This is a genomic window from Erwinia sp. GW821-FHT03D09 (assembly GCF_059420805.1).
This window is the reverse complement of record NZ_JBWKUK010000022.1, coordinates 52,914-67,411: the sequence shown is the minus strand read 5'-3', so window position 1 is coordinate 67,411 and position 14,498 is coordinate 52,914. Positions and strand designations below refer to the sequence as shown.

Here is a 14,498-nt window from a genome sequence, read left to right as displayed (position 1 = left end):
ATTTATCTAACTCTTAAATACAGCCGATTCCTTTTCTAAATAGTTTTTCCACTTATCCATTAAATGATTAATATTTTCCATCTGAGAGTGCTTTGATGGGTCATATCCATCAGAAGGAGGCATATATTTAATAAAACCTTCTATTTCTGATGGATAATCAAAATCAGCATAAATGATCTCAACTTCAGCTAATGGATCTTCAAAACTATTACGATTATTCCAGAGCCAGCTCAGAACAATAAATAGCCACTTTTTTTTGGTCATCAGATCATCTTTTAGCTCAAGTTCTGAACATAATTCCTTTAAAAAAGGAGATACGTGATTTACTTCACCAGGTATAACGAATGATAATTCAAGCTCAGGATTGGTATAACTTCCTGTTAATACATTTTTTTCTGCTTTTTTTATTGGCACGTCTGAGATAATGAGGTTATTTTCACAACCCCATTTTATATCACACCATGAAAGATGAGCACTTTTATCAATAAAATCAAAAGGTATTGGATATAAATTCATGTCATTTTACCTTCGGTGGTCGTTGGTTAGGAATACCGGTAATGTTGCCACCTTCAATAAATCTTTGGTGTGTTACATTTCCTTTATTATCATAGATATATTCAAATATACCTTTCTTATCATTAAAGGAGCCTTCAGCTTGCAGTAATTTTCTTTCTATACCATCACCGCCTTTGATAGTAAAAACTTTTCCATCCATCAATTGCTCACGGCTCAGATAACTTGCACCTCTATGAGTAGGGTCTGGTTTTAGCCCACTGCCGATTCGGTCTGATTCCAGAATTTTATTAACAACCGAAGATTTTAATGCTGTTTCCACCATACCAGTGGTCTTCGCGACCACTTTCTCCGTCAGTACCGCACCACCTTTAGCAGCCCCTGCACCGCCAGCCAGAAGCCCGGCGATATCCGTTACCAGCTTACCGCCTTCAACGCCCGCATTAAATGAACCGCTGGCCCCGGCTTTCTGGTATTCCGCTTCCATCCGATCAATGCGATCTATATAAGACTGCTTCACCGCATCCGAGACATTACCCAGCACGTCACCGCTGTTAAACAGCGATTTCAGGGCGTCATAGGTTTCCTGCGGATTGCTGGCCGTTTTCACGATGCTGTCTATCGTATCGTACAGCCCTGCCGGCACCCCGGCCACCATACCCGCCGCAAAGCTGCCGTCCTGCCCCAGGTCTATCGCCGTCCATTTCGCCTGCGCGCCAGCTTTACAGGCCAAGGTCTGACATGCTGCGATTTCTTTATCTTTCTGAGCCTGTTGTTCATGGCTCAGATAGTTATTCTCCACAACAATGCGCTCCGGCATCCATTCCTACTGCGTACAACAGTTTTCCCTGTACACTCAGCAGGTTACAACCGGTTTTTCATGATGCATTTTCGGAACCGTCACTTTTTGCCCCGACACGCTTTTTTGCCCCGGACACGCTACCGCCCCGCCGTGGCATCACGCCTGCACCCGTGCATTTTAACAGCACTGAACCGGCTGTCATTACCGGTTGTGCCGGGGCGCTGAGGAGATCACAGCCTGCTGTGACCGACGAAGTGCCTGCCGGGCGCGGGCTGGCGAGGCCCGCAGGGGCCGGAACGGCACCCTGTGGCACACCTGTATGACCGGGTTTTGATTTTGCATGACCACACTGAACCGGGGCGGGAGCGGAAGCTGACGAGGCGGGAAGGAGCAAGGAGGAACGACTGCGACCCGCCGCAGACAGACGCAGCCGGGCGGGCATAAAGCCCTTCAGCGGAGGCCGCCAGGCCGACACCCTTATTGCCTGTACTGAAGACGGTGAAGAAGCTGAAGCGGGTTCTGGCAGACAACTGAGAAGCCTCCCCCGCCAGGGAGGGCGGCCCCACCCCACATCACAACGCGGGGGCGCCAGACATAATGTGTATTGTGCGAAGACGGCCCGCCCATCAACGGCGGGACTGGCTGACAAGATGAACGGGACGGCTGCGCATAATACCCGCACATTATGTTGAACGGACGAACGGCCAGCCGCTCACGACCAGAGAGCACCACCGCTTAACGCTGGCCGGGCGACCGTTTACCCCCGCGCATACAGGACACGATGAAGGCAGATCGCCGCACGGACGCGGCGCTCTGCCGTGCACGGAACAACCGCACTCACAGGGAACCGGCTAACTCAGCGGGTCGTCCGGTGGCTCCGCTGCTGCATCCGGCTCCGGGTTCTCCTGCTGCTCAGCCGGGTGCGTACTCGCATGCACCGTCTGCAACGCTCTTATGCTTACCTGCGTATATATCTGTGTGGATTCAACGCTCCGGTGACCCAGCATCGCCTGTATCCACCGCAGGTCCGCGCCGTTCTCCAGCATCTGCGTCGCCATCGCATGCCGGAACAGGTGACAGCTCCCTTTTTCTATCCCCGCCGCACGCAGATACGGCACCACCGCACCGGTAATGCCGTTCGCCGTCAGCCCCGCCACGCCGTCCATTGCCAGGAACAGCGCCTTACAGTCCGGCGTGACCAGGATTTCCGGCCTGGCGTGAACAAGGTAGCGCTCCAGCCACCACAGCGCACGCTCCCCCACCGGGATAACCCGGTCAGACTTCCCTTTGCCCTGTACGATGGTGAGTATTTTCCTGCTGAAGTCCGTGCTGTATATCGCCAGTTTTTCTACCTCACCCCGCCGTATCCCCGTGGACCACAGCAGCTCCAGCAGCGCCCGGTCACGCAGCCCCTGCAACGTGCTCAGGTCGCACAGGCTGACGATATCTTCCACCTGCTCCACACTCAGGATGGTGCGCGGTAACCGTTTCTCCAGCCTCGGCAGCTCCAGGTCTGCGGCGGGATTTGCCAGAACAACCCCCTGTTTCGCCATCCACGAGAACCACACCTGAAGCGGCTGTAACGTGGTGCGCTGCGTCCGGCTGGAGAGCGGCTCACCGTTGGTCTTTCTGTAGCCGTACAGATAACGCTGGTAACTCTCCAGTGTGGGCCGGGTCACTTCTGTTGCATAGCTGATACCCCGCTCTGCCGCCCAGCAGATAAAGCGATAGCTGTGGTGCGTCTGCACCTTCAGCGTCGTTTCCGACCAGTTACGCTCCCTGCGCCACTTCACGAACCGCAGCAGCAGGTTATACAGGCTCTTCGGATGAGTCGCCGGGCCAACCGGCTGGCGGTAGATATCATCGACGGTAAGAAGGCAGTTTGAGCCGGGTTTTCGGTTGGCCATAATGACACTCCATTGTCAGGGCTGGTGCTGTCTGCGGCAGACAGCTAAGAAGAGGATCCGGATAACGGGGGCGAAGGCGGCAGCACAGTTTTATTTTTTCCCTTTATTACTGCGTTTCCGTTCAGCCCGACTGGTTCCGGCTTCCGGCCTTCTCCTGCCTGTTCTGAGGCCACTTTTATGCTGCCCGACCAACCACCGACCGCATCCCGACCAGGGGCCGACTGAGAGCCTGTCATATCCGACCGGTCAGCCTCAGACCCCGACCGGAACGCACTGCCCTTGTCATCCGTCGCGGCGGCTTCTGCTTCGGCCACGTCCAGCAGGCCGCACAGATGCGCTTCTTCACCGCTGCCGCCGTCCCACAGCAGCGTATACTCATAGGTTAAGCCGTGCCGGTACAGCACCAGGTATTCCATTTCAGCCAGCCGTGCCAGGTGGATTTTCAGCTGCGTATCACCCCAGGCCAGCACCGTCCGCACGTCCCGCCGCGTGAAGCGCACCTCGCACGGCTGGCAGTTCTGCGAGGCGGCCAGCCCGGCGACCATTTCCTTCAGCAGCACCAGTAACTTCCGTGTCTGCGGCGGCATCTCGTCCAGCGTCCGCCCCAGCACTTCATGTGCCAGCTTATTGGCCAGCGCGATATCGCTCTTCTCAACTTCGATATACTCCAGCCACTGCCCGCGATGCTGTACCCGCCTCACCGCCCGCTGGTACTGGTGCAGCAGCGCCACCGCCTGGATTAACGTCAGGTACTTCATATGGTCACGCCGCGTGCGCGTTTTATCACTCAGGAACGTCAGCCGTTCCGCATACGGGTTCACCACCTTCAGCGGCCGCAGCAGCCGCTGCGCATTCTGGTGCAGTTTCGTGACGTAACCTTTTTCACTCACCGCCAGCAGCCCGGCCAGCGTCTGATTGTGCCGCTGAAGCGCGTGTATCGCCTGCGTCTGCTCCCGGCTCTCGTTTACCGTCAGCACTAGGCAGCGGTTCAGCAGCTCTTCATCCACATCTGATGCCGTGGTGGTCAGCATCAGCATCACCGGCCCCTGTACCCGGTACTCCCGCGTCACCAGCTCACCCGAGGATTCATCCTTGCCGGTCGAGGCGATTTTCAGCTCACCGTCACTCTGCAACAGCTTCAGCGCATACGCCGCCTGACGTACTCCTTCCTCTTCCGCTATCGCCAGTATCTTGTGCTGCAGCGAGGTTTCCCCCAGGTAGTACAGGCTCTGCCCGGTCATTGCCGAGTACTGCACCCGCTCTTCCTCCGGTATCAGCCCCAGCACTGCATCCATCAGGCTGCTTTTCCCGGCAGCGCTGGAAGACTGGATAAGCACCGCTAACGGCTTATCCAGCTTGCGTGATGTCGCCGCCAGATAACCGGTTAACAGGTTGGTCGCTTCACCCACCACGCCACAGGCGGCAAGGTCATTCACTATCCGTTCGGCCAGCTCCGGTGACTTCAGCAGTTCAAGCGCGGCCTGTTCATCCTCGCCCGATACCGTTACCGCCCCGGAAGCCTGTGCCGTTTCGGCTACCTGACGCTGCCTGTCCTGCTGTTGCTCCAGTGCCAGTAACACCCGGCCACATTCACGCTTGATTACCGACAGCTCACATTCCAGCTCTGACGCCGCCGTATTCACATACCCCTGCCGCTGCTTCGCGTGATACATATCGAAGCTGTCCACGTGGAACGCGCCGGTACTTTCATCCAGCACCTGCACGTTTACCTTCATCACCTCCGGCAGCGCGTTCTTCTGCCAGCCCCGCACCCGCCACACGCGTGGCCCGGAACGTAACAACAGCTCGCCGCCTGGCGTCACCTCGCAGGCGAGGACGGCGCTTGCAGCTGGCTGATGCCCCGCCTGTGGGGCCGGTAAGGCGGCTAAAGAGGAAGGGGTTGTGCCGCTTCCGGGCACAACTTCCCGCGCAGCACCGGCATCGCTGGCAGACACTCCGGAAGGAACAGGCTGAACCGGAACCGCCATCCGCACAGCCTGCTCCAGCGCCAGCCCCAGCGCAGATTCAGCGTTACCGCTCTTCACCGCATACGCGTTCGCATCCAGCCCCTGCGGGAAGCGCACCCGCCAGGCGTCGATACCCGCCTGCTGCAACTCCCCGGCAACAGCCTCTGCCCCCCGGTCCCCGGCCTCGTCCCGGTCAAAGGCGATCAGCACCCGCTTTACCCCGTGGTACTGCAACGCCGCCAGATGCCCGCCGGTAAAGCCGTTCACCCCGAATGCCGCGATAACATTGCGCCAGCCCGCGCACCAGAAGGTCATCGCATCGATTAGCGCTTCGCACAGGATGATATCGGAGGAGGCTTTCAGCGCCGCTTCATTCCAGACCCCCGCCAGCGGTGACGGCAGGTAAAGATGTCTGGCCGACCCTTTTTTAATCTGACTTTCAACCAGCGTCCGCCGCCCGTACAGCTGCAACACCCGGCCACGTGATGCCGGATCGTAACTCTCTGACCAGCCCACAACCGGCACCACCAGACAGCCCCGGAAGTGGTCCTGCCGTGTGGATTCACGCAGCACGCCCAGCTGCACCAGCCGGGCGCGGAGCCGTTTTCCCTCTTTTGCATCCGGTGACGGCAGCGCCCCCGCCACGCCGTGCGCCCCGGCGAAGCCGAGCGTAAAGTGGCTGACCAGTTCGGGATGATTCAGCCCGCGTTTTTCCAGCCAGACCAGCGCGTCCGGGCTGTTCAGCAGGTTGCGGTGATACCAGTCCGTCACCTGATGCAGCAGCGCCTGGCCGTCATCATCCAGGTCGGTAAGCGTCTGACGGACCGGCGGCGAAGGAGCAGGAACGGCGGCGGCTGAAGAAGAGGCAGCAGCAGAACCAGCGAACGCACGCAGCCGCAGCACCGCTTTCGGCAGGGAGAAGTTTTCCGTCTTCATCATCCAGTCCACCACTGACCCTGCCGCGCCACAGCCGAAGCAGTGGAACAGGTTTTTGTCCGGGCTGATCACCAGCGAGGGGGTTTTCTCCTGATGGAACGGACACAGCAGCACCAGGTCACGCCCCTGTTTACGCAGCTGATGGCCCTGCGATTCAGCAACAGCCGCTAACGACACGCTGCGCTTTAGCTCATCCAGTTCCTTCTGCGGGATGCGGGGCATATCACAACTCCTGTCAAAATCACGTCAATAGACACTTGTGTAGATTACATTATCTATATATTATTTGATTTGCAACAGGCAGCTAAAAAGGAGGACGTACAATGAGCGCCATTAATTCATTGTGTGCAGGTATGGATATGTCAGCATTTGCAGAGCGCCTTCGCCTGTTGCGCGAAGCCCGCAACCTCAGCCAGGTACGTCTGGCAGAACTGTTAGGCGTTGATCCCCGCGCCTATAACCGCTGGGAGAAGGCCGCAACAGCACCTCACCTGGATACGGTGATTAAGATTGCCGATGTCTTACAGGTGACGCTGGATGAACTGGTTGGCCGGAAGCCTGTTTCGGAAGAGGTGAAGATCCGCAACCATATGCTGCATGCCCTGTGGCAGAAGGCGGATCTGTTACCGGATTCGGATCAACAGGCACTGATCACCGTACTGGACAGTTTTGTCAAGAAGTCGATGGTTGAACAGGCAATAGGATTTAATAGCAGGCGTTAACAGAACGCGGCAGGTATGAGTTCGCACCTCACCCCCGCCGCTGACCACCACCAACTAGTAAGGAGTTGATCATGGCTAAACGGGATTGTAAGTCAGAACCCCGCACAACTGAAGTAAAGCAACCGGCTTTTACCCGCTGTGAGTTTCACAGCAGCGCCCTGCATCACGGGCTGTTTCTACGCGGCGAGTGGCTGGAACAGGCGGGATTTTTGCACGGGATGCCGATAAAGATCCGGGTGATGCCGGACTGCATCGTGATCACCACTCAGAACACCCGCGAGCTGTGGGGCTGCATCCAGGGCTTAAGCGTTGTGCCGATTAACCGCAGGAAGGTGGCGCAGTGGCTTAGGGCGTTTCCGGGGACGCTACAGAGCACCTGTGACGTGCCGAAGTTTACGCGCAACAGCGGGTATCATGCACGTGAGCTGAAATAGAGAAGATCCCGCCTGATAAGGGCGGGATTTTATGCTCACTAGGATACTTTCAGTTCTTCAGTTGCCTCTGCTAATATTTGTAAAAAGCTATTCAGACTAAACTTCATTGCATTCTGTTCAGCTAGTATTCTGGCATCTGAGAAAAACTCGATCTCAATATTTTCAGGACCTTTATCTTTGTTTAGTTGGCAAAGTATCTGCCCCTTGTAAGAGATCTCTGCTGTAAGTTCTTCATAATTAGAATCGCTGAAGAAAGTTATATCAAAACTGTCATTCATATTTTATCTCGGCTTTTTAGGATCTAAGAAACCAGAAAATGAACCATCTGAATTGTAGCGTATTCCTTTGCCATTAGGGAGTCTGTATTCTACGCCGCCTCTGGAAAGGTCCGTTTTCACAGTGCCTTTGTTATTTAAAACTTCATTCACAAACTGATTCGCTGCTTCACTTTTTTGTACTGGATTACCTTTTAATGGTTCAAAAACGCCACCGGACCGACCTGCATGTTTTTCCCACGCTCTCGCCGCCGCAGATAAACCTTGTTCATTAATTGGCTTATTGGCTGAAGAAACGAGATCGTCCTTTTTGAAACGATCAAAGTTATCGTTCTGAGCATGCTCTTTATTCCGCGCACCTTCCTCATCCTCAGGCCCCCAACCACCCGGGGTTCCGGAACCGGCTCCACCCAGTTCAGCCTTCTCTTTATCCGTCAGACTCTGTCCAACATTCGGCGCGCTGGCAGCCTTATCATCACCGTTATCCGTCATCGCACTGATGGCTAACAGCGCAGTTGCCACCACTCCCGGACAGGCTCCACCGGACAGGCACTGTTTCACCTGCTGTTCACCAAACTCTTTCACCGCTGCATCCAGTTTCTGCGCGATGGCCGCATTTGCTTCCGTCTGCGGTGTTGTCTGCCCTGCAACCGGTGGTGGTGGCATCAGCAACGAGAGCAGGAAGTTATTCTCAACAACAATGCGCTCCGGCATCCATTCCTACTGCGTACAACAGTTTTCCCTGTACACTCAGCAGGTTACAACCGGTTTTTCATGATGCATTTTCGGAACCGTCACTTTTTGCCCCGACACGCTTTTTTGCCCCGGACACGCTACCGCCCCGCCGTGGCATCACGCCTGCACCCGTGCATTTTAACAGCACTGAACCGGCTGTCATTACCGGTTGTGCCGGGGCGCTGAGGAGATCACAGCCTGCTGTGACCGACGAAGTGCCTGCCGGGCGCGGGCTGGCGAGGCCCGCAGGGGCCGGAACGGCACCCTGTGGCACACCTGTATGACCGGGTTTTGATTTTGCATGACCACACTGAACCGGGGCGGGAGCGGAAGCTGACGAGGCGGGAAGGAGCAAGGAGGAACGACTGCGACCCGCCGCAGACAGACGCAGCCGGGCGGGCATAAAGCCCTTCAGCGGAGGCCGCCAGGCCGACAACCTTATTGCCTGTACTGAAGACGGTGAAGAAGCTGAAGCGGGTTCTGGCAGACAACTGAGAAGCCTCCGCCGCCAGGGAGGGCGGCCCCACCCCACATCACAACGCGGGGGCGCCAGACATAATGTGTATTGTGCGAAGACGGCCCGCCCATCAACGGCGGGACTGGCTGACAAGATGAACGGGACGGCTGCGCATAATACCCGCACATTATGTTGAACGGACGAACGGCCAGCCGCTCACGACCAGAGAGCACCACCGCTTAACGCTGGCCGGGCGACCGTTTACCCCCGCGCATACAGGACACGATGAAGGCAGATCGCCGCACGGACGCGGCGCTCTGCCGTGCACGGAACAACCGCACTCACAGGGAACCGGCTAACTCAGCGGGTCGTCCGGTGGCTCCGCTGCTGCATCCGGCTCCGGGTTCTCCTGCTGCTCAGCCGGGTGCGTACTCGCATGCACCGTCTGCAACGCTCTTATGCTTACCTGCGTATATATCTGTGTGGATTCAACGCTCCGGTGACCCAGCATCGCCTGTATCCACCGCAGGTCCGCGCCGTTCTCCAGCATCTGCGTCGCCATCGCATGCCGGAACAGGTGACAGCTCCCTTTTTCTATCCCCGCCGCACGCAGATACGGCACCACCGCACCGGTAATGCCGTTCGCCGTCAGCCCCGCCACGCCGTCCATTGCCAGGAACAGCGCCTTACAGTCCGGCGTGACCAGGATTTCCGGCCTGGCGTGAACAAGGTAGCGCTCCAGCCACCACAGCGCACGCTCCCCCACCGGGATAACCCGGTCAGACTTCCCTTTGCCCTGTACGATGGTGAGTATTTTCCTGCTGAAGTCCGTGCTGTATATCGCCAGTTTTTCTACCTCACCCCGCCGTATCCCCGTGGACCACAGCAGCTCCAGCAGCGCCCGGTCACGCAGCCCCTGCAACGTGCTCAGGTCGCACAGGCTGACGATATCTTCCACCTGCTCCACACTCAGGATGGTGCGCGGTAACCGTTTCTCCAGCCTCGGCAGCTCCAGGTCTGCGGCGGGATTTGCCAGAACAACCCCCTGTTTCGCCATCCACGAGAACCACACCTGAAGCGGCTGTAACGTGGTGCGCTGCGTCCGGCTGGAGAGCGGCTCACCGTTGGTCTTTCTGTAGCCGTACAGATAACGCTGGTAACTCTCCAGTGTGGGCCGGGTCACTTCTGTTGCATAGCTGATACCCCGCTCTGCCGCCCAGCAGATAAAGCGATAGCTGTGGTGCGTCTGCACCTTCAGCGTCGTTTCCGACCAGTTACGCTCCCTGCGCCACTTCACGAACCGCAGCAGCAGGTTATACAGGCTCTTCGGATGAGTCGCCGGGCCAACCGGCTGGCGGTAGATATCATCGACGGTAAGAAGGCAGTTTGAGCCGGGTTTTCGGTTGGCCATAATGACACTCCATTGTCAGGGCTGGTGCTGTCTGCGGCAGACAGCTAAGAAGAGGATCCGGATAACGGGGGCGAAGGCGGCAGCACAGTTTTATTTTTTCCCTTTATTACTGCGTTTCCGTTCAGCCCGACTGGTTCCGGCTTCCGGCCTTCTCCTGCCTGTTCTGAGGCCACTTTTATGCTGCCCGACCAACCACCGACCGCATCCCGACCAGGGGCCGACTGAGAGCCTGTCATATCCGACCGGTCAGCCTCAGACCCCGACCGGAACGCACTGCCCTTGTCATCCGTCGCGGCGGCTTCTGCTTCGGCCACGTCCAGCAGGCCGCACAGATGCGCTTCTTCACCGCTGCCGCCGTCCCACAGCAGCGTATACTCATAGGTTAAGCCGTGCCGGTACAGCACCAGGTATTCCATTTCAGCCAGCCGTGCCAGGTGGATTTTCAGCTGCGTATCACCCCAGGCCAGCACCGTCCGCACGTCCCGCCGCGTGAAGCGCACCTCGCACGGCTGGCAGTTCTGCGAGGCGGCCAGCCCGGCGACCATTTCCTTCAGCAGCACCAGTAACTTCCGTGTCTGCGGCGGCATCTCGTCCAGCGTCCGCCCCAGCACTTCATGTGCCAGCTTATTGGCCAGCGCGATATCGCTCTTCTCAACTTCGATATACTCCAGCCACTGCCCGCGATGCTGTACCCGCCTCACCGCCCGCTGGTACTGGTGCAGCAGCGCCACCGCCTGGATTAACGTCAGGTACTTCATATGGTCACGCCGCGTGCGCGTTTTATCACTCAGGAACGTCAGCCGTTCCGCATACGGGTTCACCACCTTCAGCGGCCGCAGCAGCCGCTGCGCATTCTGGTGCAGTTTCGTGACGTAACCTTTTTCACTCACCGCCAGCAGCCCGGCCAGCGTCTGATTGTGCCGCTGAAGCGCGTGTATCGCCTGCGTCTGCTCCCGGCTCTCGTTTACCGTCAGCACTAGGCAGCGGTTCAGCAGCTCTTCATCCACATCTGATGCCGTGGTGGTCAGCATCAGCATCACCGGCCCCTGTACCCGGTACTCCCGCGTCACCAGCTCACCCGAGGATTCATCCTTGCCGGTCGAGGCGATTTTCAGCTCACCGTCACTCTGCAACAGCTTCAGCGCATACGCCGCCTGACGTACTCCTTCCTCTTCCGCTATCGCCAGTATCTTGTGCTGCAGCGAGGTTTCCCCCAGGTAGTACAGGCTCTGCCCGGTCATTGCCGAGTACTGCACCCGCTCTTCCTCCGGTATCAGCCCCAGCACTGCATCCATCAGGCTGCTTTTCCCGGCAGCGCTGGAAGACTGGATAAGCACCGCTAACGGCTTATCCAGCTTGCGTGATGTCGCCGCCAGATAACCGGTTAACAGGTTGGTCGCTTCACCCACCACGCCACAGGCGGCAAGGTCATTCACTATCCGTTCGGCCAGCTCCGGTGACTTCAGCAGTTCAAGCGCGGCCTGTTCATCCTCGCCCGATACCGTTACCGCCCCGGAAGCCTGTGCCGTTTCGGCTACCTGACGCTGCCTGTCCTGCTGTTGCTCCAGTGCCAGTAACACCCGGCCACATTCACGCTTGATTACCGACAGCTCACATTCCAGCTCTGACGCCGCCGTATTCACATACCCCTGCCGCTGCTTCGCGTGATACATATCGAAGCTGTCCACGTGGAACGCGCCGGTACTTTCATCCAGCACCTGCACGTTTACCTTCATCACCTCCGGCAGCGCGTTCTTCTGCCAGCCCCGCACCCGCCACACGCGTGGCCCGGAACGTAACAACAGCTCGCCGCCTGGCGTCACCTCGCAGGCGAGGACGGCGCTTGCAGCTGGCTGATGCCCCGCCTGTGGGGCCGGTAAGGCGGCTAAAGAGGAAGGGGTTGTGCCGCTTCCGGGCACAACTTCCCGCGCAGCACCGGCATCGCTGGCAGACACTCCGGAAGGAACAGGCTGAACCGGAACCGCCATCCGCACAGCCTGCTCCAGCGCCAGCCCCAGCGCAGATTCAGCGTTACCGCTCTTCACCGCATACGCGTTCGCATCCAGCCCCTGCGGGAAGCGCACCCGCCAGGCGTCGATACCCGCCTGCTGCAACTCCCCGGCAACAGCCTCTGCCCCCCGGTCCCCGGCCTCGTCCCGGTCAAAGGCGATCAGCACCCGCTTTACCCCGTGGTACTGCAACGCCGCCAGATGCCCGCCGGTAAAGCCGTTCACCCCGAATGCCGCGATAACATTGCGCCAGCCCGCGCACCAGAAGGTCATCGCATCGATTAGCGCTTCGCACAGGATGATATCGGAGGAGGCTTTCAGCGCCGCTTCATTCCAGACCCCCGCCAGCGGTGACGGCAGGTAAAGATGTCTGGCCGACCCTTTTTTAATCTGACTTTCAACCAGCGTCCGCCGCCCGTACAGCTGCAACACCCGGCCACGTGATGCCGGATCGTAACTCTCTGACCAGCCCACAACCGGCACCACCAGACAGCCCCGGAAGTGGTCCTGCCGTGTGGATTCACGCAGCACGCCCAGCTGCACCAGCCGGGCGCGGAGCCGTTTTCCCTCTTTTGCATCCGGTGACGGCAGCGCCCCCGCCACGCCGTGCGCCCCGGCGAAGCCGAGCGTAAAGTGGCTGACCAGTTCGGGATGATTCAGCCCGCGTTTTTCCAGCCAGACCAGCGCGTCCGGGCTGTTCAGCAGGTTGCGGTGATACCAGTCCGTCACCTGATGCAGCAGCGCCTGGCCGTCATCATCCAGGTCGGTAAGCGTCTGACGGACCGGCGGCGAAGGAGCAGGAACGGCGGCGGCTGAAGAAGAGGCAGCAGCAGAACCAGCGAACGCACGCAGCCGCAGCACCGCTTTCGGCAGGGAGAAGTTTTCCGTCTTCATCATCCAGTCCACCACTGACCCTGCCGCGCCACAGCCGAAGCAGTGGAACAGGTTTTTGTCCGGGCTGATCACCAGCGAGGGGGTTTTCTCCTGATGGAACGGACACAGCAGCACCAGGTCACGCCCCTGTTTACGCAGCTGATGGCCCTGCGATTCAGCAACAGCCGCTAACGACACGCTGCGCTTTAGCTCATCCAGTTCCTTCTGCGGGATGCGGGGCATATCACAACTCCTGTCAAAATCACGTCAATAGACACTTGTGTAGATTACATTATCTATATATTATTTGATTTGCAACAGGCAGCTAAAAAGGAGGACGTACAATGAGCGCCATTAATTCATTGTGTGCAGGTATGGATATGTCAGCATTTGCAGAGCGCCTTCGCCTGTTGCGCGAAGCCCGCAACCTCAGCCAGGTACGTCTGGCAGAACTGTTAGGCGTTGATCCCCGCGCCTATAACCGCTGGGAGAAGGCCGCAACAGCACCTCACCTGGATACGGTGATTAAGATTGCCGATGTCTTACAGGTGACGCTGGATGAACTGGTTGGCCGGAAGCCTGTTTCGGAAGAGGTGAAGATCCGCAACCATATGCTGCATGCCCTGTGGCAGAAGGCGGATCTGTTACCGGATTCGGATCAACAGGCACTGATCACCGTACTGGACAGTTTTGTCAAGAAGTCGATGGTTGAACAGGCAATAGGATTTAATAGCAGGCGTTAACAGAACGCGGCAGGTATGAGTTCGCACCTCACCCCCGCCGCTGACCACCACCAACTAGTAAGGAGTTGATCATGGCTAAACGGGATTGTAAGTCAGAACCCCGCACAACTGAAGTAAAGCAACCGGCTTTTACCCGCTGTGAGTTTCACAGCAGCGCCCTGCATCACGGGCTGTTTCTACGCGGCGAGTGGCTGGAACAGGCGGGATTTTTGCACGGGATGCCGATAAAGATCCGGGTGATGCCGGACTGCATCGTGATCACCACTCAGAACACCCGCGAGCTGTGGGGCTGCATCCAGGGCTTAAGCGTTGTGCCGATTAACCGCAGGAAGGTGGCGCAGTGGCTTAGGGCGTTTCCGGGGACGCTACAGAGCACCTGTGACGTGCCGAAGTTTACGCGCAACAGCGGGTATCATGCACGTGAGCTGAAATAGAGAAGATCCCGCCTGATAAGGGCGGGATTTTATGCTCACTAGGATACTTTCAGTTCTTCAGTTGCCTCTGCTAATATTTGTAAAAAGCTATTCAGACTAAACTTCATTGCATTCTGTTCAGCTAGTATTCTGGCATCTGAGAAAAACTCGATCTCAATATTTTCAGGACCTTTATCTTTGTTTAGTTGGCAAAGTATCTGCCCCTTGTAAGAGATCTCTGCTGTAAGTTCTTCATAATTAGAATCGCTGAAGAAAGTTATATCAAAACTGTCATTCATAT

The 14,498-nt window shown here is 57.5% G+C and carries 12 protein-coding genes and 1 pseudogene; 4 read left to right on the top strand and 9 right to left on the bottom strand.

Annotated features, from left to right (window positions below; all coding sequences use genetic code 11):
- Positions 1 to 6 precede the first annotated feature (6 nt).
- The 4 genes and pseudogenes from AC07U6_RS19460 to AC07U6_RS19445 form a co-directional block, all read right to left on the bottom strand.
- Positions 7 to 516: a DUF2247 family protein gene (locus tag AC07U6_RS19460; RefSeq protein WP_494764774.1), complete on the bottom strand. Its 510-nt coding sequence runs from the start codon at positions 514 to 516 to the stop codon at positions 7 to 9.
- A gap of 1 nt (position 517) precedes the next feature.
- Positions 518 to 1,315: pseudogene (locus AC07U6_RS19455) on the bottom strand (VENN motif pre-toxin domain-containing protein); the annotation flags it as partial.
- 851 nt (positions 1,316 to 2,166) lie between these two features.
- Positions 2,167 to 3,222: a site-specific tyrosine recombinase XerC gene (gene xerC, locus AC07U6_RS19450; protein WP_494764773.1), complete on the bottom strand. Its 1,056-nt coding sequence runs from the start codon at positions 3,220 to 3,222 to the stop codon at positions 2,167 to 2,169.
- A 44-nt stretch (positions 3,223 to 3,266) separates the two neighbouring features.
- A complete protein-coding gene (locus AC07U6_RS19445; RefSeq protein WP_494764772.1) occupies positions 3,267 to 6,347 on the bottom strand; it encodes a CHC2 zinc finger domain-containing protein in 3,081 nt (1,026 codons plus the stop codon).
- Positions 6,348 to 6,484: 137 nt separating this feature from the next.
- On the opposite strand from AC07U6_RS19445, the gene AC07U6_RS19440 reads away from it, so the two are divergent.
- Together AC07U6_RS19440 and AC07U6_RS19435 are read left to right on the top strand one after the other, a co-directional pair.
- Positions 6,485 to 6,847 (top strand): helix-turn-helix domain-containing protein, encoded by a 363-nt coding sequence (locus AC07U6_RS19440; protein ID WP_494764771.1) that lies wholly within the window; start codon positions 6,485 to 6,487, stop codon positions 6,845 to 6,847.
- Positions 6,848 to 6,918: 71 nt separating this feature from the next.
- Positions 6,919 to 7,281, top strand: coding sequence for a SymE family type I addiction module toxin (locus AC07U6_RS19435; protein ID WP_494764770.1), 363 nt, complete (start codon positions 6,919 to 6,921; stop codon positions 7,279 to 7,281).
- A gap of 38 nt (positions 7,282 to 7,319) precedes the next feature.
- On the opposite strand, the gene AC07U6_RS19430 is transcribed toward AC07U6_RS19435, so the two are convergent.
- The 4 genes from AC07U6_RS19430 to AC07U6_RS19415 form a co-directional block, all read right to left on the bottom strand.
- The gene (locus AC07U6_RS19430; protein ID WP_494764769.1) at positions 7,320 to 7,559 is read right to left on the bottom strand and encodes a hypothetical protein; all 240 of its coding nucleotides are present in this window, start codon (positions 7,557 to 7,559) and stop codon (positions 7,320 to 7,322) included.
- Between the two features lie 3 nt (positions 7,560 to 7,562).
- Entirely contained in the window at positions 7,563 to 7,970 is a 408-nt protein-coding gene (locus tag AC07U6_RS19425; protein ID WP_494764775.1) for a tRNase toxin domain-containing protein, read from the bottom strand.
- 1,133 nt (positions 7,971 to 9,103) lie between these two features.
- Positions 9,104 to 10,159: a site-specific tyrosine recombinase XerC gene (gene xerC / locus AC07U6_RS19420; protein ID WP_494764773.1), complete on the bottom strand. Its 1,056-nt coding sequence runs from the start codon at positions 10,157 to 10,159 to the stop codon at positions 9,104 to 9,106.
- Positions 10,160 to 10,203: 44 nt separating this feature from the next.
- Positions 10,204 to 13,284 (bottom strand): CHC2 zinc finger domain-containing protein, encoded by a 3,081-nt coding sequence (locus tag AC07U6_RS19415; RefSeq protein ID WP_494764772.1) that lies wholly within the window; start codon positions 13,282 to 13,284, stop codon positions 10,204 to 10,206.
- A gap of 137 nt (positions 13,285 to 13,421) precedes the next feature.
- Here AC07U6_RS19415 and AC07U6_RS19410 point away from each other — a divergent pair, with 137 nt between their 5' ends.
- The gene (locus AC07U6_RS19410) at positions 13,422 to 13,784 is read left to right on the top strand and encodes a helix-turn-helix domain-containing protein (RefSeq protein WP_494764771.1); all 363 of its coding nucleotides are present in this window, start codon (positions 13,422 to 13,424) and stop codon (positions 13,782 to 13,784) included.
- Between the two features lie 71 nt (positions 13,785 to 13,855).
- Complete coding sequence (locus AC07U6_RS19405) at positions 13,856 to 14,218, top strand: SymE family type I addiction module toxin (protein ID WP_494764770.1); 363 nt, start codon at positions 13,856 to 13,858, stop codon at positions 14,216 to 14,218.
- Between the two features lie 38 nt (positions 14,219 to 14,256).
- Here AC07U6_RS19405 and AC07U6_RS19400 read toward each other — a convergent pair whose 3' ends face one another.
- Positions 14,257 to 14,496, bottom strand: a complete 240-nt coding sequence (locus AC07U6_RS19400) for a hypothetical protein (protein WP_494764769.1) — start codon at positions 14,494 to 14,496, stop codon at positions 14,257 to 14,259.
- Positions 14,497 to 14,498: the final 2 nt, after the last annotated feature.

What these genes read in the sequence shown, in the direction of transcription:
- AC07U6_RS19430 (WP_494764769.1), bottom strand. Translation starts at nt 7,559, where the DNA reads ATGAATGACAGTTTTGATATAACTTTCTTCAGCGATTCTAATTATGAA.
- AC07U6_RS19440 (WP_494764771.1), top strand. Translation starts at nt 6,485, where the DNA reads ATGTCAGCATTTGCAGAGCGCCTTCGCCTGTTGCGCGAAGCCCGCAAC.
- AC07U6_RS19415 (WP_494764772.1), bottom strand. Translation starts at nt 13,284, where the DNA reads ATGCCCCGCATCCCGCAGAAGGAACTGGATGAGCTAAAGCGCAGCGTG.
- xerC (WP_494764773.1), bottom strand. Translation starts at nt 3,222, where the DNA reads ATGGCCAACCGAAAACCCGGCTCAAACTGCCTTCTTACCGTCGATGAT.
- AC07U6_RS19435 (WP_494764770.1), top strand. Translation starts at nt 6,919, where the DNA reads ATGGCTAAACGGGATTGTAAGTCAGAACCCCGCACAACTGAAGTAAAG.
- AC07U6_RS19405 (WP_494764770.1), top strand. Translation starts at nt 13,856, where the DNA reads ATGGCTAAACGGGATTGTAAGTCAGAACCCCGCACAACTGAAGTAAAG.
- AC07U6_RS19460 (WP_494764774.1), bottom strand. Translation starts at nt 516, where the DNA reads ATGAATTTATATCCAATACCTTTTGATTTTATTGATAAAAGTGCTCAT.
- AC07U6_RS19410 (WP_494764771.1), top strand. Translation starts at nt 13,422, where the DNA reads ATGTCAGCATTTGCAGAGCGCCTTCGCCTGTTGCGCGAAGCCCGCAAC.
- xerC (WP_494764773.1), bottom strand. Translation starts at nt 10,159, where the DNA reads ATGGCCAACCGAAAACCCGGCTCAAACTGCCTTCTTACCGTCGATGAT.
- AC07U6_RS19445 (WP_494764772.1), bottom strand. Translation starts at nt 6,347, where the DNA reads ATGCCCCGCATCCCGCAGAAGGAACTGGATGAGCTAAAGCGCAGCGTG.
- AC07U6_RS19400 (WP_494764769.1), bottom strand. Translation starts at nt 14,496, where the DNA reads ATGAATGACAGTTTTGATATAACTTTCTTCAGCGATTCTAATTATGAA.